23 protein-coding genes are annotated in these 22,699 nt (G+C 68.8%); 20 read left to right on the forward strand and 3 right to left on the reverse strand.

The genetic code is table 11. From position 1 onward, the window contains the following. The first annotated feature begins 79 nt into the window (after positions 1-79). From ACAG26_RS13480 to ACAG26_RS13540, 13 genes are all read left to right on the forward strand, one after another. Positions 80-1,045, forward strand: a complete 966-nt coding sequence (locus ACAG26_RS13480) for a metallophosphoesterase (RefSeq protein ID WP_370482951.1) — start codon at positions 80-82, stop codon at positions 1,043-1,045. Further along, positions 1,042-1,797, forward strand: a complete 756-nt coding sequence (locus tag ACAG26_RS13485) for a 4'-phosphopantetheinyl transferase (protein ID WP_370482952.1) — start codon at positions 1,042-1,044, stop codon at positions 1,795-1,797. The genes ACAG26_RS13480 and ACAG26_RS13485 overlap by 4 nt, the downstream gene beginning before the upstream one ends. Then, a complete protein-coding gene (gene truB, locus ACAG26_RS13490; protein WP_370482953.1) occupies positions 1,794-2,687 on the forward strand; it encodes a tRNA pseudouridine(55) synthase TruB in 894 nt (297 codons plus the stop codon). Before ACAG26_RS13485 ends, truB begins: the two co-directional genes overlap by 4 nt. A gap of 31 nt (positions 2,688-2,718) precedes the next feature. Further along, on the forward strand, positions 2,719-3,909 hold the full coding sequence (locus tag ACAG26_RS13495; protein WP_370482955.1) for a lipid-transfer protein: 1,191 nt from the start codon (positions 2,719-2,721) through the stop codon (positions 3,907-3,909). Between the two features lie 136 nt (positions 3,910-4,045). After that, positions 4,046-4,627: a TetR/AcrR family transcriptional regulator gene (locus ACAG26_RS13500; protein WP_370482957.1), complete on the forward strand. Its 582-nt coding sequence runs from the start codon at positions 4,046-4,048 to the stop codon at positions 4,625-4,627. A 144-nt stretch (positions 4,628-4,771) separates the two neighbouring features. After that, positions 4,772-5,977, forward strand: a complete 1,206-nt coding sequence (locus tag ACAG26_RS13505) for a lipid-transfer protein (RefSeq protein WP_370482959.1) — start codon at positions 4,772-4,774, stop codon at positions 5,975-5,977. 23 nt (positions 5,978-6,000) lie between these two features. Next, positions 6,001-6,441: an SRPBCC family protein gene (locus ACAG26_RS13510; RefSeq protein WP_370482961.1), complete on the forward strand. Its 441-nt coding sequence runs from the start codon at positions 6,001-6,003 to the stop codon at positions 6,439-6,441. 2 nt (positions 6,442-6,443) lie between these two features. Beyond that, positions 6,444-7,313 carry a MaoC/PaaZ C-terminal domain-containing protein gene (locus ACAG26_RS13515; RefSeq protein WP_370482962.1) on the forward strand — a complete coding sequence of 290 codons (870 nt, stop codon included), beginning with the start codon at positions 6,444-6,446 and terminating at the stop codon, positions 7,311-7,313. A gap of 22 nt (positions 7,314-7,335) precedes the next feature. After that, positions 7,336-8,205 carry an SDR family oxidoreductase gene (locus ACAG26_RS13520; protein WP_370482964.1) on the forward strand — a complete coding sequence of 290 codons (870 nt, stop codon included), beginning with the start codon at positions 7,336-7,338 and terminating at the stop codon, positions 8,203-8,205. 25 nt (positions 8,206-8,230) lie between these two features. Next, positions 8,231-9,481 (forward strand): acyl-CoA dehydrogenase family protein, encoded by a 1,251-nt coding sequence (locus ACAG26_RS13525; RefSeq protein ID WP_370482966.1) that lies wholly within the window; start codon positions 8,231-8,233, stop codon positions 9,479-9,481. Next, a complete protein-coding gene (locus tag ACAG26_RS13530; RefSeq protein ID WP_370482968.1) occupies positions 9,478-10,329 on the forward strand; it encodes an alpha/beta fold hydrolase in 852 nt (283 codons plus the stop codon). Before ACAG26_RS13525 ends, ACAG26_RS13530 begins: the two co-directional genes overlap by 4 nt. Next, entirely contained in the window at positions 10,330-11,895 is a 1,566-nt protein-coding gene (locus ACAG26_RS13535) for an AMP-binding protein (protein ID WP_370482969.1), read from the forward strand. A 17-nt stretch (positions 11,896-11,912) separates the two neighbouring features. Beyond that, entirely contained in the window at positions 11,913-12,773 is an 861-nt protein-coding gene (locus ACAG26_RS13540; protein ID WP_370482971.1) for an SDR family NAD(P)-dependent oxidoreductase, read from the forward strand. 29 nt (positions 12,774-12,802) lie between these two features. Here ACAG26_RS13540 and ACAG26_RS13545 read toward each other — a convergent pair whose 3' ends face one another. Both ACAG26_RS13545 and mntR read right to left on the reverse strand, forming a co-directional pair. Beyond that, on the reverse strand, positions 12,803-13,234 hold the full coding sequence (locus tag ACAG26_RS13545) for an SRPBCC family protein (RefSeq protein ID WP_370482973.1): 432 nt from the start codon (positions 13,232-13,234) through the stop codon (positions 12,803-12,805). A 4-nt stretch (positions 13,235-13,238) separates the two neighbouring features. Next, positions 13,239-13,940 carry a manganese-binding transcriptional regulator MntR gene (mntR, locus tag ACAG26_RS13550; RefSeq protein WP_370482975.1) on the reverse strand — a complete coding sequence of 234 codons (702 nt, stop codon included), beginning with the start codon at positions 13,938-13,940 and terminating at the stop codon, positions 13,239-13,241. A gap of 88 nt (positions 13,941-14,028) precedes the next feature. Here mntR and ACAG26_RS13555 point away from each other — a divergent pair, with 88 nt between their 5' ends. The 6 genes from ACAG26_RS13555 to ACAG26_RS13580 all read left to right on the forward strand — a co-directional run bounded on the left by ACAG26_RS13555 (position 14,029) and on the right by ACAG26_RS13580 (position 20,831). Continuing rightward, positions 14,029-15,003 (forward strand): bifunctional riboflavin kinase/FAD synthetase, encoded by a 975-nt coding sequence (locus ACAG26_RS13555; RefSeq protein WP_370482977.1) that lies wholly within the window; start codon positions 14,029-14,031, stop codon positions 15,001-15,003. Positions 15,004-15,124: 121 nt separating this feature from the next. After that, positions 15,125-15,394, forward strand: a complete 270-nt coding sequence (rpsO, locus tag ACAG26_RS13560; protein ID WP_071028521.1) for a 30S ribosomal protein S15 — start codon at positions 15,125-15,127, stop codon at positions 15,392-15,394. A 14-nt stretch (positions 15,395-15,408) separates the two neighbouring features. Next, entirely contained in the window at positions 15,409-15,915 is a 507-nt protein-coding gene (locus ACAG26_RS13565) for a hypothetical protein (RefSeq protein ID WP_370482979.1), read from the forward strand. A gap of 351 nt (positions 15,916-16,266) precedes the next feature. After that, a complete protein-coding gene (locus ACAG26_RS13570) occupies positions 16,267-18,528 on the forward strand; it encodes a polyribonucleotide nucleotidyltransferase (protein WP_370482981.1) in 2,262 nt (753 codons plus the stop codon). Continuing rightward, positions 18,506-19,813 carry a M16 family metallopeptidase gene (locus ACAG26_RS13575; protein WP_370482982.1) on the forward strand — a complete coding sequence of 436 codons (1,308 nt, stop codon included), beginning with the start codon at positions 18,506-18,508 and terminating at the stop codon, positions 19,811-19,813. Before ACAG26_RS13570 ends, ACAG26_RS13575 begins: the two co-directional genes overlap by 23 nt. Before the next feature lie 4 nt (positions 19,814-19,817). Then, on the forward strand, positions 19,818-20,831 hold the full coding sequence (locus tag ACAG26_RS13580; protein WP_370482983.1) for a nitronate monooxygenase: 1,014 nt from the start codon (positions 19,818-19,820) through the stop codon (positions 20,829-20,831). Positions 20,832-20,917: 86 nt separating this feature from the next. Here ACAG26_RS13580 and ald read toward each other — a convergent pair whose 3' ends face one another. Next, positions 20,918-22,033, reverse strand: a complete 1,116-nt coding sequence (ald, locus tag ACAG26_RS13585; RefSeq protein ID WP_370482985.1) for an alanine dehydrogenase — start codon at positions 22,031-22,033, stop codon at positions 20,918-20,920. A gap of 86 nt (positions 22,034-22,119) precedes the next feature. On the opposite strand from ald, the gene ACAG26_RS13590 reads away from it, so the two are divergent. After that, entirely contained in the window at positions 22,120-22,596 is a 477-nt protein-coding gene (locus ACAG26_RS13590; protein WP_370482986.1) for an SRPBCC family protein, read from the forward strand. The last annotated feature ends 103 nt before the right edge of the window (positions 22,597-22,699 follow it).

The following is a 22,699-nucleotide window of genomic DNA, read 5'->3' on the forward strand; positions in this document are numbered from 1 at the left end:
AGTCGCGGTCACGCCGCTACAGCCGGAATGAGAACCTGTTTCAGTTCGGCGCGGGGCGCACCGGCTAGGCTGGGCGACTGTGGCAGCCACGGAGTCGACGCGCGAGCACCGCCCGACGCTGTGGGCGATCTCGGATCTGCACACCGGCCACAGCGGCAACAAGCCGGTCACCGAATCGCTGTATCCGTCGTCGCCGGACGACTGGCTGATCGTCGCCGGGGACGTCGCCGAACGCACCGACGAGATCCGCTGGTCGCTGGACCTGCTGCGGCGCCGCTTCGCCAAGGTGATCTGGGTGCCGGGCAACCACGAGCTGTGGACCACCGGCCGGGACCCGGTGCAGATCTTCGGCCGGGCCCGCTACGACTATCTGGTCAACATGTGCGACGAGATGGGGATCCTCACCCCCGAGCACCCGTTCCCGGTGTGGACCGACGAGGGCGGCCCGGCCACCATCGTGCCGATGTTTTTGCTGTACGACTACACCTTTCTGCCGGCGGGGGCGACCAGCAAGGCCGAGGGCCTGGCGATCGCCAAGGACCGCAACGTGGTGGCCACCGACGAGTTCCTGCTCTCACCCGAGCCGTACGCCACCCGCGACGCCTGGTGTCGCGACCGGCTCGCCACCACCCGTACGCGGCTGGAGGAGCTGGACTGGATGACGCCGACGGTGCTGGTCAACCACTTCCCGCTGGTGCGTGACCCCTGCGAGGTGCTGTTTTACCCGGAGTTCTCGCTGTGGTGTGGCACCACCGAAACCGCGGACTGGCACACCCGCTACAACGCGGTCTGCTCGGTGTACGGGCACCTGCACATTCCGCGCACCACCTGGTACGACGGGGTGCGCTTCGAGGAGGTGTCGGTGGGCTACCCGCGGGAATGGCGGCGGCGCAAACCCTACCGCTGGCTGCGTCAGATCCTGCCCGACCCGCAGTACGCGCCGGGCTACCTCAACGACTTCGGCGGCCATTTCGTCATCACCCCGGAGATGCGGGCGGCGAGCGAGCAGTTCCGGGAACGGCTGCGCCAACGGCAGGCCCGATGAGCGCCCTGCTGGACGCGGTGCTGCCACCCGGTGCGGCAGACCTGGCGTTCGCCGAGCGCTACGACGACCCGCCGGATGCGCATCCGCTGCCCGAAGAGGTGCCGCTGATCGCCAAGGCGGTGGCCAAGCGGCGCCATGAGTTCATCACCGTCCGGTACTGCGCCCGGCTGGCGCTGCAGCAGCTGGGGGAGCCGCCGGTGCCGATCCTCAAGGGGGAGAAGGGCGAGCCGCGCTGGCCCGACGGGGTGGTGGGCAGCCTGACCCACACCGCAGGGTTCCGCGGCGCCGTGGTGGGGCGCCAGCCCGCGGTGCGTTCGGTGGGCATCGACGCCGAACCGCACGACGTGCTGCCGCACGGCGTGCTCGACGCGGTGAGCCTGCCGGTCGAACGCACCGAGCTGGCGGCGCTGCCGTCGGACCTGCACTGGGACCGGATCCTGTTCTGCGCCAAGGAGGCCACCTACAAGGCGTGGTTTCCGCTGACCCAGCGCTGGCTGGGTTTCGAGGACGCCCACATCACGTTTTCCCTTTCCCGCGAGGCCTCTTCCCCCGAGGCCTCTTCCCCCGAGCGTGCGTGTCCCCGGCCCGACACGCCGTCCGATGACCCGGACCTGCGCACGCTCGCCGCCGGCGGCGAGTTCGTGTCGCAGATCCTCATCGACCCCGCCGCGCGGTCCGGTCCGCCGCTGACCACGCTGCGCGGCCGCTGGGCGGTGGCCGACGGACTGGTGCTGACGGCGATTGTGCTGTGAGCGGTAGCCCGACCGGGCCCGGCATCGTCATCGTCGACAAACCGGGCGGCATGACCAGCCACGATGTGGTGGCCCGGTGTCGACGGATCTTTGCCACCCGCAAGGTCGGCCACGCCGGAACCCTGGACCCGATGGCCACCGGCGTGCTGGTGATCGGGGTGGACCGCGCCACCAAGATCCTGGGCCTGCTGACCACCGACACCAAGGGGTATGCCGCCACCATCCGGCTGGGGCAGACCACCTCCACCGAGGACGCCGAAGGCGAACTGCTGCATCAAGTTTCGGCTGAGCACTTGACCGAGGCGGCGATCAGCGCGGCGATCGCCGGGCTGCGCGGCGACATCGCGCAGGTGCCCTCGGCGGTCAGCGCGATCAAAGTCGACGGCAAACGCGCCTACCGGCTGGCGCGGGAAGGGCAGCCCGTGGAACTGGCCGCCCGGCCGGTGCGCATCGACCGCTTCGAGCTGCGGGCGCTGCGCCGCCCCGCTGGGCTGGTCGATCTTGACGTCGAGGTGGACTGCTCGGCGGGCACCTACATCCGCGCCCTGGCCCGCGACCTGGGTGCCGCGTTGGGCGTCGGCGGCCACCTGACCGCGCTGCGGCGCACCCGGTCCGGCCAATTCGGCCTGGATCAGGCCCGCACGCTGGACGACCTGGCCGAACACCCACGGCTGAGCTACCCCCTGGATGCGGCCTGCCTGCAAGCCTTCCCGCGGCGCGGCCTGGGGACCGACGAAGCCGAGGCCGCCCGCCACGGCAGGCCGCTGAAACCGGCGGGCATCGACGGCATTTACGCCGCCACCGCGGCCGACGGGACGGTGATCGCCCTGCTGCAGGACGCCGGCAACCGCACCAAGTCGGTGGTGGTGCTGCGACCGGCCACCCTCTAAGGGCGCTGGTGGGCGCCGGTACCCTAATGCGATGACAAACAAGGTCTACGTGGTCGGCGTCGGGATGACGAAGTTCGAGAAACCGGGCCGGCGCGAGGACTGGGACTATCCGGATATGGCCCGCGAGTCCGGCACCAAGGCGCTGGCCGACGCCGGCATCGCCTACTCCCAGGTCGAGCAGGGCTACGTCGGCTATGTCGCGGGCGATTCGACCTCCGGGCAGCGGGCGCTCTACGAGTTGGGCATGACCGGCCTCCCGATCGTCAACGTCAACAACAACTGTTCGACCGGGTCCACGGCGCTGTACCTGGCGGCGCAGGCCATCCGCGGCGGGCTGGCCGACTGCACCATCGCGCTGGGCTTCGAGAAGATGCAGCCCGGCTCGCTGGGGGGCGGCGCCCAGGACCGCGAATCGCCGATGGCCCGCCACGTCAAGGCCATGGCCGAGCTCGACGAGTTCGCGATGCCGGTGGCGCCGTGGATGTTTGGTGCGGCCGGGCGCGAGCACATGCAGCAATACGGGTCCACCGCCGAGCATTTCGCCAAGATCGGCTACAAGAACCACAAGCATTCGGTCAATAACCCGTATGCGCAGTTCCAGGAGTCCTACACCCTCGAGGACATCCTGGCGGCGCGGATGATCTCCGATCCGCTGACCAAACTGCAGTGCTCGCCGACCTCGGACGGATCGGGGGCGGCGATCCTGGCATCGGAGGCCTTCGTGGACCGGCACGGGCTGGCCGGGCAGGCGGTGGAGATCGTCGGTCAGGCGATGACGACCGATTTTTCGTCGACGTTCGACGGCACCGCTAAGGCGTTGATCGGCTATGACATGAATGTGCAAGCCGCCCAGCGGGTTTACGACCAATCTGGCCTGGGCCCGGAGGATTTCCAGGTGATCGAGTTGCACGACTGCTTCTCGGCGAACGAGCTGCTGCTCTACGAGGCGCTCGGGTTGTGCGGTGTCGGCGAGGCGCCCAAGCTGATCGACAACGGCGACACCAGCTACGGCGGGCGGTGGGTGGTCAACCCGTCCGGCGGGTTGATCTCCAAGGGGCATCCGCTCGGGGCGACCGGGTTGGCGCAGTGCGCCGAGCTGACCTGGCAGCTGCGCGGCACCGCCGACAAGCGCCAGGTCGACAACGTCACCGCCGCACTGCAGCACAACATCGGCCTCGGCGGTGCCGCCGTGGTCACCGCCTACCAGCGCGCCGAGCGCTGACTTAGCGCCGCTGGCCACAGCCGCGCAGTAACATACCTGCAGAACTGTTTGTAGTGGAAGGCAGGCGCGATCAGCGGTGGCGACGAGTGTCGGTGGCCGGGCGGGGCGGCGCACCCAAGCCGAGCGCAGCGCCGCCATGCGCACGCGTCTGCTCGACGCGACCATCGAGTGCCTGGTCTCCTACGGCTACTCCGGCGCGACCACACCGCGCATCGCCGAACTGGCCGGGGTTACCCGCGGCGCCCAGATCCACCACTTCCGCTCCAAAGAAGACCTCGTGGTCGCGGCGATCGAGCACCTGGCCCAGCAGCGCGCTCAGGCCGCGATCCGCGAACTAGGCCGGGTGCAATCCAGCCCGGATCCGGTATCGACGGTGCTCGACTTCCTGTGGGAAGCCCACCAGGGGCCGATGTTCGTTGCCACCATGGAACTTTGGGTGGCCGCTCGCACCGACCGGGTGTTGGCGCAGCACATCGAGCGGGTGGAGCCAGTGGTCAACAGCACGTTGATCACGGCGATCGCCCAGATGCTGCCGGAACACCCGGCGCAAAAAGAGATCCGCAACATCGTCTACACCGCGATGGATGCGCTGCGCGGCATCTTGGTCGCCAGCTTCGTCGACAACGATCCCGAACGCGCGCGGCGCCGCTGGGAGCGTGCCTCGGTGCATCTGCGCGCCATCGCGGCCGGGGTATTGCCACCGGCTTTGTCGGATTAGCCGCAACTTTCTCGGACTAACCGCGGCTGTCGCCGCCGCCCGCCATGAGGCCACACCGTCGGCGTCCGGAGCCAGCCCTTGTAAAGATGCAATCAGGTATGTATGTTTCTGACGCGGGGGCTGGACGGTTCGGGAAGGGGCGCGATGGCCAACAAGGTGTACGTGATCGGCGTGGGGATGACGAAGTTTGAGAAGCCGGGGCGGCGGCTCAACGACGACGGCTCGGCGTGGGACTACCCGGATATGGCCCGCGAGTCCGGCACCAAGGCGCTGACCGACGCCGGTATCGCCTACTCCCAGGTCGAGCAGGGCTATGTCGGCTACGTCTACGGCGAGTCGACCTCCGGGCAGCGCGCTCTGTACGAACTGGGATTGACCGGTATCCCGATCGTCAACGTCAACAACAACTGTTCGACCGGGTCCACCGCGCTGTACCTTGCCGCGCAAGCGATCCGCGGCGGGCTGGCCGACTGCACGATCGCGCTGGGTTTCGAGAAGATGAAGCCGGGATCGCTGGCCGCGTCCTACGACGACCGCGCGCAGCCGATGGACAAACACATCCTGGCGATGGCCGAGATCTCCGAGGTGCTGTTCCCGCCGGCGCCGTGGATGTTTGGCGCGGCCGGCCGCGAGCACATGCAGCAATACGGGTCCACCGCCGAGCATTTCGCCAAGATCGGCTACAAAAACCACAAGCATTCGGTGAACAACCCGTACGCGCAGTTCCAGGACGAATACTCGCTGGACGACATCCTGGCGGCGCGGATGATCTACGACCCGCTGACCAAACTGCAGTGCTCACCGACCTCGGATGGCTCCGGCGCTGCGATCCTGGCCAGCGAGTCGTTCGTCGACAAACATGGGTTGGCCGGGCAGGCGGTGCAGATCGTCGGCCAGGCGATGACCACGGACTTCGCATCGACGTTCGACGGCACCTGTAAAAACCTGATCGGCTACGACATGAATGTGCAAGCCGCCCAGCGGGTTTACCAGCAATCCGGTCTGGGCCCGGAGGACTTCCAGGTGATCGAGTTGCACGACTGTTTCTCGGCGAACGAACTGCTGTTGTACGAAGCTCTGGGGCTCTGTGGTGAAGGCGAAGCGCCCAAGTTGATCGACAACGGTGACACCAGCTACGGCGGACGCTGGGTGATCAACCCGTCCGGCGGGCTGATCTCGAAGGGACATCCACTGGGGGCAACCGGGCTGGCGCAGTGCGCCGAGCTGACCTGGCAGCTGCGCGGCACCGCCGACAAACGCCAAGTCGACAACGTCACCGCGGCGCTGCAGCACAACATCGGCCTCGGCGGCGCCGCCGTGGTCACCGCCTACCAGCGCGCCGAGCGCTAAACCATACCGGAGGAGAAAACAGCATGGGACACATTGAAGCCACCAAGAACCTGTCGGTGACCCCGGACGCGTTGTGGACGACGATCAGCGATCTGTCCAGTTGGGACAAGTGGTTCACCATTCACGAGAAGTGGCTGCAGGAGCCACCGGCGACCCTCGCCGAGGGATCGGCGCTGACCGCCAAGATCGTCATGCTCGGGATGGCAAACAAAATCGAATGGACGATCGACAAGGTCGGGGCCCCCACCAGCCTGACGCTGTCGGGGACCGGTATGGCCGGGGTGAAGTGCTGCTTCGAGTTCTCGGTGGCTCCGGATGGTGACGGCTCGCTGTTCAGTGTGTCCGGTGACTTCGAGGGCGCACTGATCAAGGGCGCGTTGGGCAAGGCGGTGGAGAAGGACGGCGCCAAGCAACTGGACAAGACGCTTGCGCAACTCGAAGCCTTGGCGTCGGCGGCGGCCTAGGCATGCCCGACGACGAACTGGCCTTTGACGACAGTGGCTTGAACACGTGGTCCGAGGAGGACCACTTCGAGGTGACGCGGGACCGGATCAGCGCCTACGCCCAGGCGACCAACGACCCGATCCCCGCGCATCGGGCCGGTGAGGTCGCCCCGCCGGTGTTCGCGATCGTGCCGGTGTTCGAGTCGCTGCTCACCCCGGCCGTCGAGGTGGCTCCGGTGGAGTTGATCCCGCGGGTGGTGCACGGCGAGCAGGACTTCCTGTTTCACCGGCCCATTCGGCCGGGGGACACGCTGGTCTCACGCGGCAAGATGATCGGCTACGAGGGGCTGGAGAAGGGGACTCGGGCGGCGATCTACCTGGACTGCCGCACCGAGGACGGCGAGCTGGTCAACGAGCAGTACGTGACCTGCTTTTTCCGTGGCCACAATGCGGGCAAAAAAGTCGGTGAGCTCAGCCCCGAGCACAAATTCGATGCGGCCCTGCAGGATCGGGCGCCGATCGCCAAGGTGGTGCAGCACGTCGATCGCGATCAGACGTTCCGGTACGGGCCCGCCGCAGGGGATCCGATGCCGATCCACCTTGACGAGGAGGTCGCCCGGGATGCCGGCCTGCCCGGCATCATCGCCCACGGGCTGTGCACCATGGCGTTCACCTCATGGGCGGTGCTGACCGAGGTCGGCGGGTCGGATGTGCACCGGCTCAAGCGGTTGGCGGTGCGGTTCTCGAAGATGGTGCTGCCCGGCGACGATCTGGAGACCAGGATCTGGAAAACCAACTCGGTATCCAACGCGACCAGCTACGCCTTCGAAACGACGCGGGTGGGCACCGACGAGCTCGCCATCACCGACGGTCTAGCCGTCATCGCCGATTAGCCGGGATCAAAGGAGCAGACACATGGGAGCTTTAGCGGGACGGGTAGCCGTCATCACCGGCGCCGGCCGGGGCATCGGACGCGAGCACGCACTGCTGTTCGCCAAGGAGGGCGCCAGCGTCGTGGTGAACGACCTGGGCGGCAGCAACGCCGGCGAGGGGGCCGACGCCGGTCCGGCCCAGCAGGTGGTCGATGAGATCGTCGCGGCCGGTGGGCGAGCGGTGGCCAACACCGACAACATCGCCGACTGGGATGCGGCCAACGGCGTGGTGCAGCAGGCCATCGACGAGTTCGGTCGGCTGGACGTGCTGGTGAACAACGCGGGTATCCTGCGGGACTCGTTCATCGCCGGGATGGCGGAGTCGCAATGGGACGCGGTGATCGCCGTTCACCTCAAGGGCCACTTCGCGATGCTGCGGCACGCCGCCGAATACTGGAAGACCCAGTCCAAGGCCGGGGATCAGCCCAACGCCGCGGTCATCAACACCGCATCCGGTTCCGGGGTGACCCTGCCCAACGCCGGGCAAGCCAATTACGGTGCGGCCAAGGCCGGTATCGCCGCGCTGACGTTGATCGCCGCCGAGGAACTGGAACGCTACGGGGTGCGGGTCAACGCCATCGCCCCGATCGCCCGCACCCGGCTCACCCTGGCCACCCCCGGGATGGGCGCCTTGATGAGTGAACCGGCGGACGGCGAGCTGGATCTGTTCAGCCCCGCCAACATCTCCCCGCTGGTCGCCTACCTGGCCACCGAGAAGTGCCCTGTCACCGGTGCGGTCTACGCGGTGCAGGGGGGTGCGATTTCGCGGCTGGCGGGCTGGCATGACACCGACACCATCGAAACCGACGGTGTCTGGCAGATCGACGACATCGCCGCGCGGTTGCCGCAGTAGCCACCCACGACAGCAGGAGAACACCATGTTCGAGTGGTCTGACACCGACATCATCATGCGGGACACGGTGCGGGAGTTCATCGACAAAGAGATCCGCCCCCATCAGGACGCGTTGGAAACCGGCGACCTGTCGCCGTATCCGATCGCGCGCAAACTGTTCAGCGAGTTCGGCCTGGACGTGATGGCCGGCGAGGCGGTCAAAACCATGCTGGACAAACAACGCGCCAAGGTCGAGGCGGGCGCGGCGCAGCCCGACCGGGGCGCCTCGGGCGGGCTGGGGGAGATGGGTGGCCAGCTTTCAGCGGCCGCGGTGCTGGTGTCCGAGCTGTCCGGGGTCAGCATCGGGCTGCTGAGCACGATCGGGGTCAGCCTCGGCCTGGGCGCGGCCACCATCATGAGCCGGGGCACCCTGGCACAGAAGGAGCGCTGGCTGCCGGATCTGATGACGTTGGACAAGATCGCGTGCTGGGCGATCACCGAGCCCGACGCCGGCTCGGATGCCTTCGGCGGCATGAAGACTTACGTCAGGCGCGACGGCGACGACTACCTCCTCAATGGGCAGAAGACGTTCATCACCAACGGCCCAGAAGCCGATGTGCTGATCGTCTACGCCAAGCTGGATGACGGTTCGGCTGTCGACCGGCGCAGCCGGCCGGTGCTGACCTTCGTGCTCGACGCCGGCATGCCGGGGCTCACCCAGGGCAAGCCGTTCAAGAAGATGGGCATGATGTCCTCGCCGACCGGCGAGTTGTTCTTCGACAACGTGCGGCTGACGCCGGATCGACTGCTCGGAGAGACCGAACAGCACACCGGCGGGGACGGCCGGGACAGCGCCCGGGCCAATTTCGTCGCCGAACGGGCCGGGGTGGCGTTGATGGCGTTGGGCATCATCAACGAATGCCACCGGCTGTGCGTGGACTACGCCAAGACCCGCACGCTGTGGGGCCAGAACATCGGCGGATTCCAGTTGATTCAGCTGAAGTTGGCCCAGATGGAGGTGGCCCGAATCAACGTGCAGAACATGGTGTTCCAGACGGTGGAGAAAATCCAGGCCGGGAAGATCCCGTCGCTGGCCGAGGCCTCGGCGATGAAGCTGTACTCCTCGCAAGCCGCCACCGAGGTGGCGATGGATGCCGTGCAATTGTTCGGCGGCAACGGCTATATGGCCGAATACCGGGTGGAACAACTGGCGCGTGACGCCAAATCGCTGATGATCTACGCGGGCAGCAACGAGGTGCAGGTCACCCACATCGCCAAAGGCCTGCTGGGCGGATGATCAGCGAATCCCGTGCCTGCTACGGCGGCGTGGGCACCCGGGTCCTTTCGGTCGCTGGCGACGGGACACCGATCGTTCTGCTGCACGGGTACGCCGACAGCGCCGACACCTGGCGAGGGGTGCTCACCCGGCTGGCGGCGGCGCGGCGACCCGCGTTCGCCGTCGACCTGCCCGGCTTTGGGCAGGCCGGCCCGCGCCGCCCTGGACCGTTGGTGCCGCAGTTCGACGCCTTCGTCGACGCGCTCCTCGCCGATACCGGTCCGGCGGTGTTGGTCGGCAATTCGCTGGGCGCGGCGACCGCGGTGCGCGCCGCCGACCGCCAGGGTTCGGTGAAAGCGCTGATCGCCCTGGATGATCCGCTGAACGCCCACCATTGGCTGGCCCGGCTGGCCCGTAGGCGCCCGGTGTCCGCCCGGCTCTGGTCACGGGTGGGCCGCGCCCCGATCCCACCGCGGGTGCTTCGGGGCGCCACCCGGCGTCTGGTGCCCAAGGTGCTGTACGGACCGGGGGTGGCCGCCGACGCTGAGGTGGTCGCCTACTGGACCGGCATCGCGTCCCGGACCGCCGATGTCGCCGAACTGGGGCGCTACGCGTTCCAGTACGCCTACGAAACCGCTGGTGGACACCGCGATGTGCGGGTCAGTTGCCCGACGGTGATCGTGCACGGCGCGCGGGACCGCATCATCCCGGTGCATTCCAGCGGGCTGCTGCACCAGCAGATCCCCGGCAGCGAGTTGGTGGTGCTTCCGAGGTCGGGGCACTGCCCGCAACTGGACAATCCGTCCGAGGTGGTCCGGATCATCCTGGCGGTGCTGGAGCGCACCGACAACCGCGAGGAGGCTAGCTAGATGCGTGACCGCTTGCGCGCGTTGCGGGTATTGGCCCGGCGCGGCATGGTCGAGCCACTGCGGCCGGACCGCGCGCTGCACGCGCATCTAGCCGTCCGCCGTTACGGAATGGTCGGAGGCCTGATCGGACACGCCGCAGCCCGCTACGGCGCCGCGCCCGCGGTGACCGACGAACGGGGCACAATGAGCTTCGCCGACCTCGAGGCGGCGTCCAACGCGCTGGCCCGCGGACTGGTGGAGCGCGGCCTTGGCCCGGGCTCGGTGCTCGCTCTGATGTACCGCAACCACCGCGGCGTCCTGCTGGCGCTCGGCGCTGCCAACAAAATCGGCGTGCGGGTGGTGCTGATGAACACCGGCTTCGCCGGACCGCAACTGGCCGACGTGTGCATCGGCGAACACGTCGACGCGATGTTGGCCGACGACGAGTTCACCGAACTGCTCACCGCCCTGCCCGCCCCGCTGCCGTGGCTGTCGGCCGATGCACTGTCCGGCGGACAGTCATCCGCGCCGTTACCGGCGCCCGCTAAGCCCGGTGGCATGGTCTTGCTCACCAGCGGAACCACTGGAACACCGAAAGGAGCTCCCCGCAACAAGATCGACCCGCTGCAATCGGCGCAACTGCTCGATCGGATTCCCCGGCCGGCCAACAGTGCCTACATCGTGGCCGCCCCGTTGTTTCACGCAACCGGGCTGGCAACCTGCGCGCTCGGGCTGGCGTTAGGTAACCGGATCGTGCTGGCTCGTCGTTTCGACGCCGGGTCGACGCTGCGGGCCATCGGCGCGCACCGGGCCGGCGCGCTGGTCGTGGTGCCGACCATGCTGCAGCGCATCCTCGACCCGGGTCCCGACGTGGTCGGCAGGTCCGACACGTCGTCGCTGCGGGTAGTTTTCGCGGCGGGGTCGGCGCTGTCCCCGGAGCTGTGCCGGCGCACCGCGGCGACGTTCGGCGACGTGCTGTACAACCTGTACGGGTCCACCGAGGTGGCGGCCGCCGCTATCGCGACCCCGCAGGAGCTGCGCCGCGCGCCGGGTACCGTCGGCCGGCCACCGTTGGGTGTCCGGCTGGCCTGCTACGACGCCGACCGCCGCCGCATCACCCAGCCGGGCCAGGCCGGAACGCTGTTCGTGGCGAGCGGGTTATCGTTTTCCGGCTACACCGACGGCAACCACAAGGAGATCGTCGACGGGCTGTTGTCCACCGGGGACACCGGACATTTCGACGGATCCGGCCTGTGGTTCGTCGACGGCCGCGGGGACGACATGATTGTCTCGGGTGGGGAGAACGTCTTTCCACTCGAAATCGAGAACCTGCTCGCCGGACACCCCGACATCGTGGAAGCGGCAGTCATCGGTGTTGACGACGCCGAGTTCGGCAAACGGCTGCGCGCCGTCGTGGTTCTCCGCGCGGACGCCATCCTGGGCCCCGACGACGTCAAGTCGTTCGTGCGGTCCCACCTGGCGCGGCACAAGGTGCCCCGGGACGTGATGTTCGTCGACGCGCTGCCGCGCAACGAAACCGGCAAGCTGCTGAAGACCGTGCTGGCCGCCGATCCGGCCTGGGACTGACTGGCGAAGGGCAGAGCATGGCGAAAACGCACACCGCAGTTCGAGACAAAGTCGTCGCCATCACCGGCGGCGCCCGCGGTATCGGCCGGGCCACCGGCACAGCGTTCCTGCGCGCCGGCGCGCGGGTCGCGCTCGGCGACATCGACGTTGCACTCGTCGAAAAGACCGCCGCCGAGCTTGCCGAGTCGACCGGCGGCGCGGTGATCGGGCTCGGACTCGATGTCACCGACCGGGCCGGATTCGCAACATTTCTCGATGACACCAGCGTCTGGCTCGGACCGCTAGACGTGCTGGTGAACAACGCCGGCATCATGCCCACCGGCCTGTTCAGCGACGAGGACGACGCGATGACCGACCGGATGCTGGGGGTCAACCTCGTCGGTGTGCTGCACGGCTCGAAGCTGGCCGTGCAGCGGCTTTCCGGTCGCGGCGGCCACATCATCAACATTGCGTCGCTGGCGGGGACGGGCGCGTTTCCCGGGTTGGCAACCTACTGCGCCACCAAGCACGCGGTCGTCGGCTTCTCCGAAACCCTGCACTTGGAACTGGCCGACGCGGGTATTGGTGTCACCGCGGTGCTGCCGGCGATTGTCCGCACCGAGCTGTCCGCCGGGAACAGCACCCCGGATTGGCTGCGGCCGGTCGCCGAGGTCGATGCGGAGGAGGTCGCGGCCGCGGTCGTGGCCGCCGTGGGTGCCCGGCGCGCCACGGTGGTGATCCCAAAGGCTATGGGCGCCATGGTGAAAGCGATGTCGTTGTTGCCCGCCCGGGCCCGGTACCGGATCGCGCATGCAGCTCATCTGGACACGGTGTTCACCACGGTCGATCCGCGGGTCCGCCAGCGCTACCACCACCGGATCACCGAGGCCGGGCGTTGAGGGCCGCTCCGCGCTCGACCTATTGCTGCCTACGCGTACAGTGCCTCGAATTGCTTGATGGAGCGTTCGATATCGCCCTTGACGGCGCGAGCGGCGGTGGCCCCGATCGGGCCGAACAGCGGCCGGCCGCCCATGTCGATCCGCAGCGCGAACTTGCAGCCCGCTGCTGTCGGCTTGACGGTCATCGCCAACGCGTATTTGGTGCCACCCACGCCGTCGCCGGTGATCTCCAGCTGCGCCGGCGGCTCGATTTTGCGGATCGTCCAGGTGACCCGATTGCGCAGGCCTTTGGCGCCGGCCACCCCGACCAACGTCGTTCCCGCCGTGAGTTCGGCAGGCACCTCGCCCCGCCACCCTTGATGCAGCGACAACCAGTCGCCCAGGTCGGCCAGGTTCGACACGTGGGCCCAGGCTTGCTCCGCCGTCATCGGCAGTTCGCGGGAAAGCTCGAGTTTGGCCATCCGGCTACGCCACCACCCAGATCGCCTGGGCGGCCGGGCTGCCCAGGTCGACGGTGCTGGCTGGATCGTCCAAGCCCTCCGTATTCTCGATGGCCACCGAGATGATGCCGGCGAACTCGCGGCGGGTCAGCACCTTCAGCCGCGAGTCCAGGCTGATCCCGACGCTGTCGAAGTAGCGCAGCATCTCCGGATCGGCGTCGGAAATCCGGGCCACCGTGCCGGCCTCGCCGTCGTGGCATTCCCACAGCTGCCGGGCCGGCGGGCTGGGCACCTGACCGTCGGCGGCCGGGATCGGGTCGCCGTGCGGGTCGCGGTGCGGAAACCCCAGTTTGGCGTCGATGCGGGCCACCAACCGGTCGGACACCGCGTGCTCGAGCACCTCCGCCTCGTCGTGCACCTCATCCCAGCTGTAGCCCAGCTCGTTGACCAGGAAGGTCTCCAGCAGCCGGTGCCGGCGCACCATCGCCAGCGCCGCGCGCCGGCCCGCCTCGGTCAACGCCACCGCCCCGTACTTGGCGTGATCCACCAGACCCTGGTCGGCGAGTTTGCGGATGGACTCCGAGGCGGTGCTGGCCGACACCCCGATCCGTTCGGCCAGCATTTTGGTGCTGACCTTGTCCGGCGACCATTCCTGAGCGGTCCAGATGACCTTCAGATAGTCCTGGGCAACCGTGGACAGGTCGGCGGGCTCGTCCTCAGGGCGCACACCTAAAAGCTTAAGCAATCGTCACCGCGTCTGGGGATCTCGCGCCCACTTGCGCCATGGTGCGGTCCGCGCCGATAGGCTTGCCCCTGTGCAGCGGTGGCGGGGGCAAGACGAGATCCCCACGGACTGGGGCAGATGTGTACTGACCATCGGTGTGTTCGACGGGGTGCACCGCGGACACGCCGAACTGATCGCGCAGGCGGTGAAGGCCGGGCGGACCCGCGGCGTGCCGACGGTGCTGATGACGTTCGATCCGCACCCGATGGAAGTCGTCTTTCCCGGTAGCCACCCCGCGCAGCTGACCACGCTGACCCGGCGAGCCGAGCTGGTCGAGGAAGCCGGGATCGACGTGTTCCTGGTGATGCCGTTCACCACCGACTTCATGAAGCTCACCCCGGACCGCTACATCCACGAACTGTTGGTGGAGAACCTGCATGTGGTGGAAGTCGTGGTGGGCGAGAACTTCACGTTCGGCAAAAAGGCCGCCGGCAACGTCGAGCTGCTGCGCCGCGCCGGGGAACGGTTCGGCTTCGCCGTGGAATCCATGTCGCTGGTGGCCGAACACCTCGACTCGGAGACCGTGACGTTCTCCTCGACCTACATCCGGTCCTGCGTGGACGCCGGCGACGTGGTGGCCGCCGCCGAAGCGCTGGGCCGTCCGCACCGGGTCGAAGGGGTGGTGGTGCGCGGCGACGGGCGCGGCAAGTCGCTGGGCTTTCCCACCGCCAACGTGGCGCCGCCGATGTACTCGGCGATCCCAGCCGACGGCGTGTACGCCGCCTGGTTCACCGTGCTCGGGCACGGTCCGGTGACCGGAACCGTCATCCCCGGGGAGCGGTACCAGGCCGCGGTGTCGGTCGGGACCAACCCGACGTTCTCCGGGCGCACCCGCACCGTGGAGGCGTTCATCCTGGACAGCACCGCCGATCTGTATGGACAGCACGTCGCGCTGGACTTCGTCGCGCGCATCCGGGGGCAGCGGAAGTTCGACTCGGTGCGCGACCTGGTGGCCGCGATGGACACCGACACCGGCCGGGCCCGCACCCTGCTGGCCGGCGACTGACGCGGCGATTCGGCGGCGCCGACGCACGCTGCTAGACTCCCCGGCGAAACGACGCGTGCTGCAGTTCGCGGTGGCCGCCCGTTAATTCCCTGATCGCGGACCGATTGATGGAGATAATTTCGTGGCGCTGACAGCCGAGCAGAAAAAAGAGATCCTGGCCGACTACGGCCTGCACGAGACCGACACCGGCTCCCCGGAGGCCCAGGTCGCGTTGCTGACCAAGCGGATCATCGACTTGACCGAGCACCTCAAGGTGCACAAGCACGACCACCACTCGCGGCGGGGGCTGCTGCTGCTGGTGGGTCGGCGCCGCCGGCTGCTCAAGTACGTGGCCCAGGTCGACGTGGCGCGGTACCGCTCGCTCATCGAGCGGCTGGGCCTGCGCCGCTGACCCACCCGCCCGTCATGCGCGCCCTGCCCGCGGCCGTGCTGCTGGCCGCGATCACCGTATTGGGGGGAGTGACCGGCTGTTCGTCACCGGCGAACGCCGCCGACCTGAGGGTGGGGGATTGTCTGCAGCTGGGTGGCACCGCGGACCGGCCGGAGGCCGCCAAGGTGGCCTGCGGCGGCGCGACCTCGAATTTCAAGGTGGTGGCCACCGTCGTCGGCGCCGCCAACCGCGAGCAGTGCCCCACCGATGTCGACTCCTCGTATTCGATGCGCAACACGTTCAGCGACGCCAGCAGCACCGCCTGCCTGGACATCGACTGGGTGATCGGCGGCTGCATGAGTGTCGACCCGGCCAACACCACCGACCCGTTCCGGGTGGACTGCACCGACAGCTCGGTGCCGCACCGGCAGCGGGCCACCCAGATCCTGCGCGGTGTGGCCAGCGTCGACGAATGCACCAGCGGCCTGGGCTACGCCTACGACGAACGCCAGTTCACCGTCTGCGTGGAGGACGTGACCTGATTCCGTCGGCGCCGTGCGCACCCGGGCCGCGTTCGCGCAAGGGTTTGCCTCGCGGCGGCGAAATAGGGCCTCACCGGGCCCGCAGTGTAGAGTGAGGGCGTTCCGGGCCAGGTCGGCCTGGACATCGGTGCGGTGTGCGCGATCCGCGCGTACCGCTCCGGCATGTGACGACGAGACACGGTAAGACAGCCACGGCCTGCATCGGGCGGTCTTCGGTAGTGGCTGCCGGGCACCCAGCGGGTCCGATCCGGCAGCTTCGATCGATGGCCGTAGCCGCATCCAGGTTTGAGTCTCGGGTCCCTGTCACACGCGAAACAGCTGAATAAACCCAGAGAGGCCGTACGGACATCCATGTCTGTAGCTGAAATTGATCAGGGCGTGTTCGAGGCGACCGCCACCATCGACAACGGGAGCTTCGGCACCCGCACCATCCGGTTCGAGACCGGTCGGCTGGCCCAGCAGGCCGCCGGCTCCGCCGTCGCCTACCTCGACGACGAAACCATGCTGCTCTCGGCGACCACCGCCAGCAAGAGCCCCAAGGAACACTTCGACTTCTTCCCGCTGACCGTCGACGTCGAAGAGCGGATGTACGCCGCGGGACGCATCCCCGGCTCGTTCTTCCGGCGCGAGGGCCGGCCGTCCACCGACGCGATCCTGACCTGCCGGCTCATCGACCGGCCGCTGCGCCCGTCGTTCGTCGACGGCCTGCGCAACGAGATCCAGGTCGTGGTGACGGTCATGAGCCTGGACCCCAAAGACCTCTACGACGTGCTGGCGATCAACGCCGCGTCGGCCTCCACCCAGCTGGCCGGCCTGCCGTTCTCCGGCCCGGTCGGCGGGGTGCGGGTGGCCCTGATCGACGGCACCTGGGTGGCGTTCCCGACCGTTGAGCAGCTCGAGCGGGCGGTGTTCGACATGGTGGTGGCCGGCCGGGCCCTCGAGGACGGCGACGTGGCCATCATGATGGTCGAGGCCGAGGCCACCGAGAACGTCATCGAGCTCGTCGACGGCGGCGCGCAGGAGCCGACGGAGGCCGTGGTGGCCGAAGGGTTGGAAGCCGCCAAACCGTTCATCGCGGAGCTGTGCAAGGCGCAGCAGGAACTCGCCGACGCCGCCGCCAAACCGACCGCCGACTACCCGGTGTTCCCCGACTACAACGACGACGTGTACTACTCGGTGTCCTCGGTGGCCACCGACGAGCTGGCCAAGGCGCTGACCATCGCCGGCAAGACCGAGCGCAACGACCGCACCGACGAGATCCGGGCCGAGGTGCTCGAGCGGCTCGCCGACACCTACGCCGGCCGGGAGAAGGAAGTCTCCGCCGCGTTCCGGTCGCTCACCAAAAAGCTGGTGCGCCAGCGGATCCTGACCGACCACTTCCGCATCGACGGCCGCGGCATCACCGACATCCGGGCGCTTTCCGCCGAGGTCGCGGTGGTGCCCCGGGCGCACGGCAGCGCGCTGTTCGAGCGCGGCGAGACCCAGATCCTCGGGGTGACCACGCTGGACATGGTCAAGATGGCCCAGCAGATCGACTCGCTGGGACCGGAAACCTCCAAGCGCTACATGCACCACTACAACTTCCCGCCGTATTCGACCGGGGAGACCGGCCGAGTGGGCTCGCCCAAGCGGCGCGAGATCGGGCACGGTGCGCTGGCCGAGCGGGCGCTGGTGCCGGTGCTGCCCAGCGTTGAGGAGTTCCCGTACGCCATCCGCCAGGTGTCGGAAGCGTTGGGCTCCAACGGTTCCACCTCGATGGGTTCGGTGTGCGCGTCGACGTTGGCGCTGCTCAACGCCGGGGTGCCGCTGAAGGCGCCGGTGGCCGGGATCGCGATGGGCCTGGTGTCCGACGACGTCGAGGTTGATGGTGCGGTGGAGCGCCGCTTCGTCGCGCTGACCGACATCCTGGGCGCCGAGGATGCGTTCGGCGACATGGACTTCAAGGTCGCCGGCACCAAGGACTTCGTCACCGCACTGCAGCTGGACACCAAGCTCGACGGCATCCCGTCCAAGGTGCTGGCGGGTGCGCTGTCGCAGGCCAAGGACGCCCGGCTGACCATCCTGGAGGTGATGGCCGAGGCCATCGACGCCCCCGACGAGATGAGCCCGTACGCGCCGCGGGTCACCACGATCAAGGTGCCGGTCGACAAGATCGGTGAGGTGATCGGGCCCAAGGGCAAGATCATCAACGCGATCACCGAGGAAACCGGGGCGCAGATCTCCATCGAGGACGACGGCACCGTGTTCGTCGGCGCCACCGACGGCCCGTCGGCGCAGGCCGCGATCGACAAGATCAACGCCATTGCCAACCCGCAGCTGCCCAAGATCGGCGAGCGGTTCCTGGGCACCGTGGTCAAGACCACCGACTTCGGGGCGTTCGTGTCGCTGCTGCCGGGCCGCGACGGGCTGGTGCACATCTCCAAGCTCGGCAAGGGCAAGCGGATCGCCAAGGTCGAAGACGTGGTCAAGGTCGGCGACAAGCTGCGCGTGGAGATCGCCGATATCGACAACCGCGGCAAGATCTCGCTGATCCCGGTGGCCGATGCGGACACCGACGGCACTGCCGAGACCGCCGGGGCCGCGTCTGCCGATGCCGCGACCGCCAGCAGCTAACCTGGCGGCGGTGCGCCGCACCACCTTGCCCGGTGGGTTGCGCGTGGTCACCGAACACCTGCCCGCGGTGCGCTCTGCCTCGGTCGGGGTCTGGGTCGGGGTCGGTTCGCGCGACGAGGGTGCCACCGTCGCGGGGGCCGCGCACTTCCTGGAGCATCTGCTGTTCAAGGCCACCCCGTCGCGCACCGCCGTGCAGATCGCCCAGGAGATGGACGCCGTGGGTGGTGAGCTGAACGCGTTCACCACCAAGGAGCACACCTGCTACTACGCGCACGTGCTCGACACCGACCTGGAGTTGGCCGTCGATCTGGTCGCCGACGTGGTGCTCAACGGCTGCTGCGCGGCCGCCGACGTGGAACTCGAACGCGACGTCGTCCTCGAGGAAATCGCCATGCGCGACGACGACCCCGAGGACGCGTTGGGTGACGTGTTCTTGTCGGCGTTGTTCGGTGATCATCCGGTGGGGCGGCCCGTGATCGGCACCGCGGACTCGGTGTCGGCGATGACCCGCGCGCAGCTGCACTCGTTTCACGTGCGCCGCTACACGCCGGACCGGATGGTCGTCGCGGTGGCCGGCAACGTCGACCACGACGCGGCGGTGGCGCTGGTCCGGGAGCGGTTCGGGCCGCGGCTGGTGCGCGGACGCCGCGCGGCCGCGGCGCGCAAGGGCACCGCGCGGGTGCCCGGCCGGCCCGGTCTGACCCTGGTGAACCGGGACGCCGAGCAGACCCATCTGTCGGTCGGTGTGCGGACCCCGGGCCGGAACTGGCCGCATCGCCGGGCACTGGCCGTGCTCAACACCGCGCTCGGCGGCGGGTTGAGTTCCCGGCTGTTCCAGCAGATCCGGGAATCGCGCGGGCTGGCCTACTCGGTGTACTCCACGGTGGACACCTTCGCCGACACCGGGGCGCTGTCGGTGTATGCGGCGTGCCAGCCCGAGCGGTTCGCCGACGTGGTGGCCGTGACCGCCGAGGTGCTGGAATCGGTGGCCCGCGACGGCATCAGCGCGGCGGAGTGCCGCATCGCCAAGGGCTCGTTGCGCGGCTCGCTGGTGCTGGGGTTGGAGGATTCCGGGTCGCGGATGCATCGCCTCGGCCGCAACGAGCTCAACTACGGCGAGCAGCGCAGCATCGCCCGCACCCTGCGGGAGTTGGACGCGGTCACCGTCGAGGAGGTCAACGCGGTGGCCCGCCAGCTGCTGCATAAGCCCTGCGGTGGCGCGGTTCTGGGCCCGTACCGATCGAAAGGGGCGCTTCCGCGGCGCCTGCGGGTGATGGCAGGCTAGTCGCATGGTGTTGGGCTTCTGGGACCTCGAGGCGCCCATCGTGGGGGCGCCGATGGCCGGTGGTCCGGGGACCCCGGCGCTGGCGGCCGCGGTGTCCAATGCCGGCGGGATGGGTTTCGTGCCCGGCGGGTACGTGAGCCCCGAGCGGTTGGCCGACGATATCGCCGCCGCGCGCGCCCTGACCACCGGCCCGATCGGGGCCAACCTGTTCGTGCCCCAGCCCAGCGTCGCCGACTACGCCCAGTTGGATTACTACGCGCAGCGACTCGATCAGGTCGCCGAACACTACGGCGTCGAGTTGGGCGCGCCCCGGTTCGACGACGACGCCTGGCAGCGCAAGCTGGAGGTGCTCGCCGATGTGCGGCCCGAGGTGGTGTCCTTCACCTTCGGCACCCCGCCGCCGGATGTGCTGCGGTGGTTCGGCGCGCTGGGCATGCTGCTGTTCGTCACCGTGACGTCGGCCTATGAGGCCGGGGTGGCCGTCGCCGCCGGTGCGGACGGTCTGGTGGTGCAGGGTCCGGATGCCGGCGGGCACCGGGGCACCTTCGCCCCGGACATGGAGCCCGGCACCGAGTCGCTGGACGAGTTGCTCGACAAGATCCGCGCCACCCATCGGGTTCCGCTCATCGCGGCCGGGGGACTGGGCAGCGCCTACGACGTCGCCGCCGTGCTGCATCGGGGGGCGGTGGCCGCCCAGGTCGGCACGGCGCTGCTGCTGGCGGATGAGGCCGGCACCAACGCCACCCACCGCGGCGCGCTGAACAACCCCGAGTTCGGCACAACGCTTGTTACGCGGGCGTTTTCGGGTCGGTATGCCCGCGGTTTGGCGAACAACTTCACCCGCTTCCTCGACGACGTCGCACCGCTGGGGTATCCCGAGGTCCACCACATGACGTCACCGATCCGCAAGGCCGCCGTGGCCACCGACGACCCGCACGGCACCAGCCTGTGGGCGGGAACGGCGTTCGCGTCCGCGCGCACCGGCTCCGCCGCCCAGATCATCGCCAGCCTGACTTGATCGGCCGTCACGTGAAAGTGCGCTGACGCAGGGGGCCACTCGATTTTCCGCTGCGTGAGCGCACTTTCGCGGGCTCAGCTCGCGCCCTACGCCAGCACGCTGGTCGGGTCGGTGACCGGCAAGTCCAGGTCGGCGGCCACCCGCGGGGACAGCAGCGCGCCGCCGTGGGTGGAAAGCCCGTGGGCCAGCGCGGGATCGCCGCGGCAGGCCGCGAGCCAGCCCCGATCGGCGAGGGTGAGCACGTAGGGCATGGTGGCGTTGGTCAGCGCCACCGTCGACGTCTTGGGCACCGCCGCCGGCATATTGGCCACGCAGTAGAACAGGGTGTCGTGCACGGCGAAGGTCGGGTCGTCGTGGGTGGTGGGCCGGGAATCCTCGAAACAACCGCCCTGGTCGATGGCGATGTCGACCAGCACCGTGCCCGGCTTCATCTGCGCGACAACGGCGTTGTCGATCACCCTGGGCGCCTTGGCGCCGGGCAGCAGCACCGCCCCGATCACCAGATCGGCGCGCTTGACCGCACCCTCGAGCTCGTACGGCGCGGAGTAGCGGGTCCGGATCCGCCCGCCGAACTCGGCGTCCAGCTCCCGTAATCGGTTGATGTTGACGTCGAATACGGTGACGTGTGCGCCCATGCCGCCGGCGATGCGGGCCGCGTTGTAGCCGGCGGTGCCGCCGCCGATGACCACCACATCGGCCGGTCCCACCCCGGGCACCCCACCCATCAGCAGCCCGCGGCCGCCGTGCGTGCGCATCAGGTGGTAGGCGCCGACCTGCGCCGACAACCGGCCGGCGACCTCGCTCATCGGGGCCAGCAGCGGCAGCGCGCCGCCGCCGGTCTGCACCGTCTCGTAGGCGATCGAGGTGGTGCCGGCGGCCAGCAGCGCCTCGGTGCACGGCCGGGAGGCCGCCAGATGCAGGAAGGTGAACAAGGTCTGCCCGCTGCGCAGCAGCCCGTATTCGCTGTCGATCGGCTCCTTGACCTTGAGCAGCAGGTCCGCCTCGCCCCATACCTGCTCGGCGGTGCCGATCAGGCGCGCGCCGGCGGTCTTGAAATCGGCGTCGCTGATCGCCGAACCCTCGCCGGCGCCGGTCTGGATGAGCACCTCGTGGCCGCGGCGGGTCAGTTCGGCGGCCCCGGCCGGGGTGATGGCCACCCGGAACTCGTTGTTCTTGGCTTCCGCCGGAATACCGACCCGCATACCTCCATTGTGAAGAAAGTTCCGGGCATCGCCAGTCACATTCGCCACTGCTGCACCGGCCGACGGGCCTGGCTATGCTCGGCGGCATGAGCGACGTGGCCGGCCCACCCTCCGTGTCCGCCAGCGTGCAGATCAACGCCAGCCCGGCGGCGGTGTACGCGCTGATCACCGACTTGGCGGTGTTGGCCGACCTGGCCGAGGAGGCGGTCGCCATGCGGTGGCGCGACGGGGATGCGGCTCGGCCGGGCGCGGTGTTCACCGGCCAGAACCGCAACGGCGCCCGGGGATGGAGCACCACCTGCACGGTTACCGCCGCCGAACCCGCCCGCGCCTTCGCGTTCGACGTGCGCGCCGCGGTCATCCCGGTCGCGCACTGGCGCTACGAGATCACCGCGCTTGACGACGACGGCTGCCGGGTCACCGAGAGCACCTGGGACCGTCGGCCACGCTGGATCCGCAAGATCACCCCACTGACAACCGGGGTTACCGATCGCACGGCGGCCAACGCCGAGCACATCCGGGTCACCCTGCAACGCCTCAAACGGCGCGCCGAGGCCGGCTGAGCGGCGGCACACCCGACCCCCCGCGCGGCATCGCAAATTCCAGGTACCCGCGGTACCGTGATCTTCCCTGAAGGTCGCGCAGCGGCTATACTTACTGGCTAGT

This window comes from Mycobacterium sp. pUA109, assembly GCF_041287095.1.
GTDB lineage: Bacteria > Actinomycetota > Actinomycetes > Mycobacteriales > Mycobacteriaceae > Mycobacterium.

Coding starts and splice junctions, on each gene's coding strand:
- ACAG26_RS13485 (WP_370482952.1), top strand. CDS start 1,042: ATGAGCGCCCTGCTGGACGCGGTGCTGCCACCCGGTGCGGCAGACCTG.
- ACAG26_RS13495 (WP_370482955.1), top strand. CDS start 2,719: ATGACAAACAAGGTCTACGTGGTCGGCGTCGGGATGACGAAGTTCGAG.
- ACAG26_RS13500 (WP_370482957.1), top strand. CDS start 4,046: ATGCGCACGCGTCTGCTCGACGCGACCATCGAGTGCCTGGTCTCCTAC.
- ACAG26_RS13505 (WP_370482959.1), top strand. CDS start 4,772: ATGGCCAACAAGGTGTACGTGATCGGCGTGGGGATGACGAAGTTTGAG.
- ACAG26_RS13510 (WP_370482961.1), top strand. CDS start 6,001: ATGGGACACATTGAAGCCACCAAGAACCTGTCGGTGACCCCGGACGCG.
- ACAG26_RS13515 (WP_370482962.1), top strand. CDS start 6,444: ATGCCCGACGACGAACTGGCCTTTGACGACAGTGGCTTGAACACGTGG.
- ACAG26_RS13520 (WP_370482964.1), top strand. CDS start 7,336: ATGGGAGCTTTAGCGGGACGGGTAGCCGTCATCACCGGCGCCGGCCGG.
- ACAG26_RS13525 (WP_370482966.1), top strand. CDS start 8,231: ATGTTCGAGTGGTCTGACACCGACATCATCATGCGGGACACGGTGCGG.
- ACAG26_RS13530 (WP_370482968.1), top strand. CDS start 9,478: ATGATCAGCGAATCCCGTGCCTGCTACGGCGGCGTGGGCACCCGGGTC.
- ACAG26_RS13535 (WP_370482969.1), top strand. CDS start 10,330: ATGCGTGACCGCTTGCGCGCGTTGCGGGTATTGGCCCGGCGCGGCATG.
- ACAG26_RS13540 (WP_370482971.1), top strand. CDS start 11,913: ATGGCGAAAACGCACACCGCAGTTCGAGACAAAGTCGTCGCCATCACC.
- ACAG26_RS13545 (WP_370482973.1), bottom strand. CDS start 13,234: ATGGCCAAACTCGAGCTTTCCCGCGAACTGCCGATGACGGCGGAGCAA.
- ACAG26_RS13565 (WP_370482979.1), top strand. CDS start 15,409: ATGCGCGCCCTGCCCGCGGCCGTGCTGCTGGCCGCGATCACCGTATTG.
- ACAG26_RS13570 (WP_370482981.1), top strand. CDS start 16,267: ATGTCTGTAGCTGAAATTGATCAGGGCGTGTTCGAGGCGACCGCCACC.
- ACAG26_RS13575 (WP_370482982.1), top strand. CDS start 18,506: ATGCCGCGACCGCCAGCAGCTAACCTGGCGGCGGTGCGCCGCACCACC.
- ACAG26_RS13580 (WP_370482983.1), top strand. CDS start 19,818: ATGGTGTTGGGCTTCTGGGACCTCGAGGCGCCCATCGTGGGGGCGCCG.
- ald (WP_370482985.1), bottom strand. CDS start 22,033: ATGCGGGTCGGTATTCCGGCGGAAGCCAAGAACAACGAGTTCCGGGTG.
- ACAG26_RS13590 (WP_370482986.1), top strand. CDS start 22,120: ATGAGCGACGTGGCCGGCCCACCCTCCGTGTCCGCCAGCGTGCAGATC.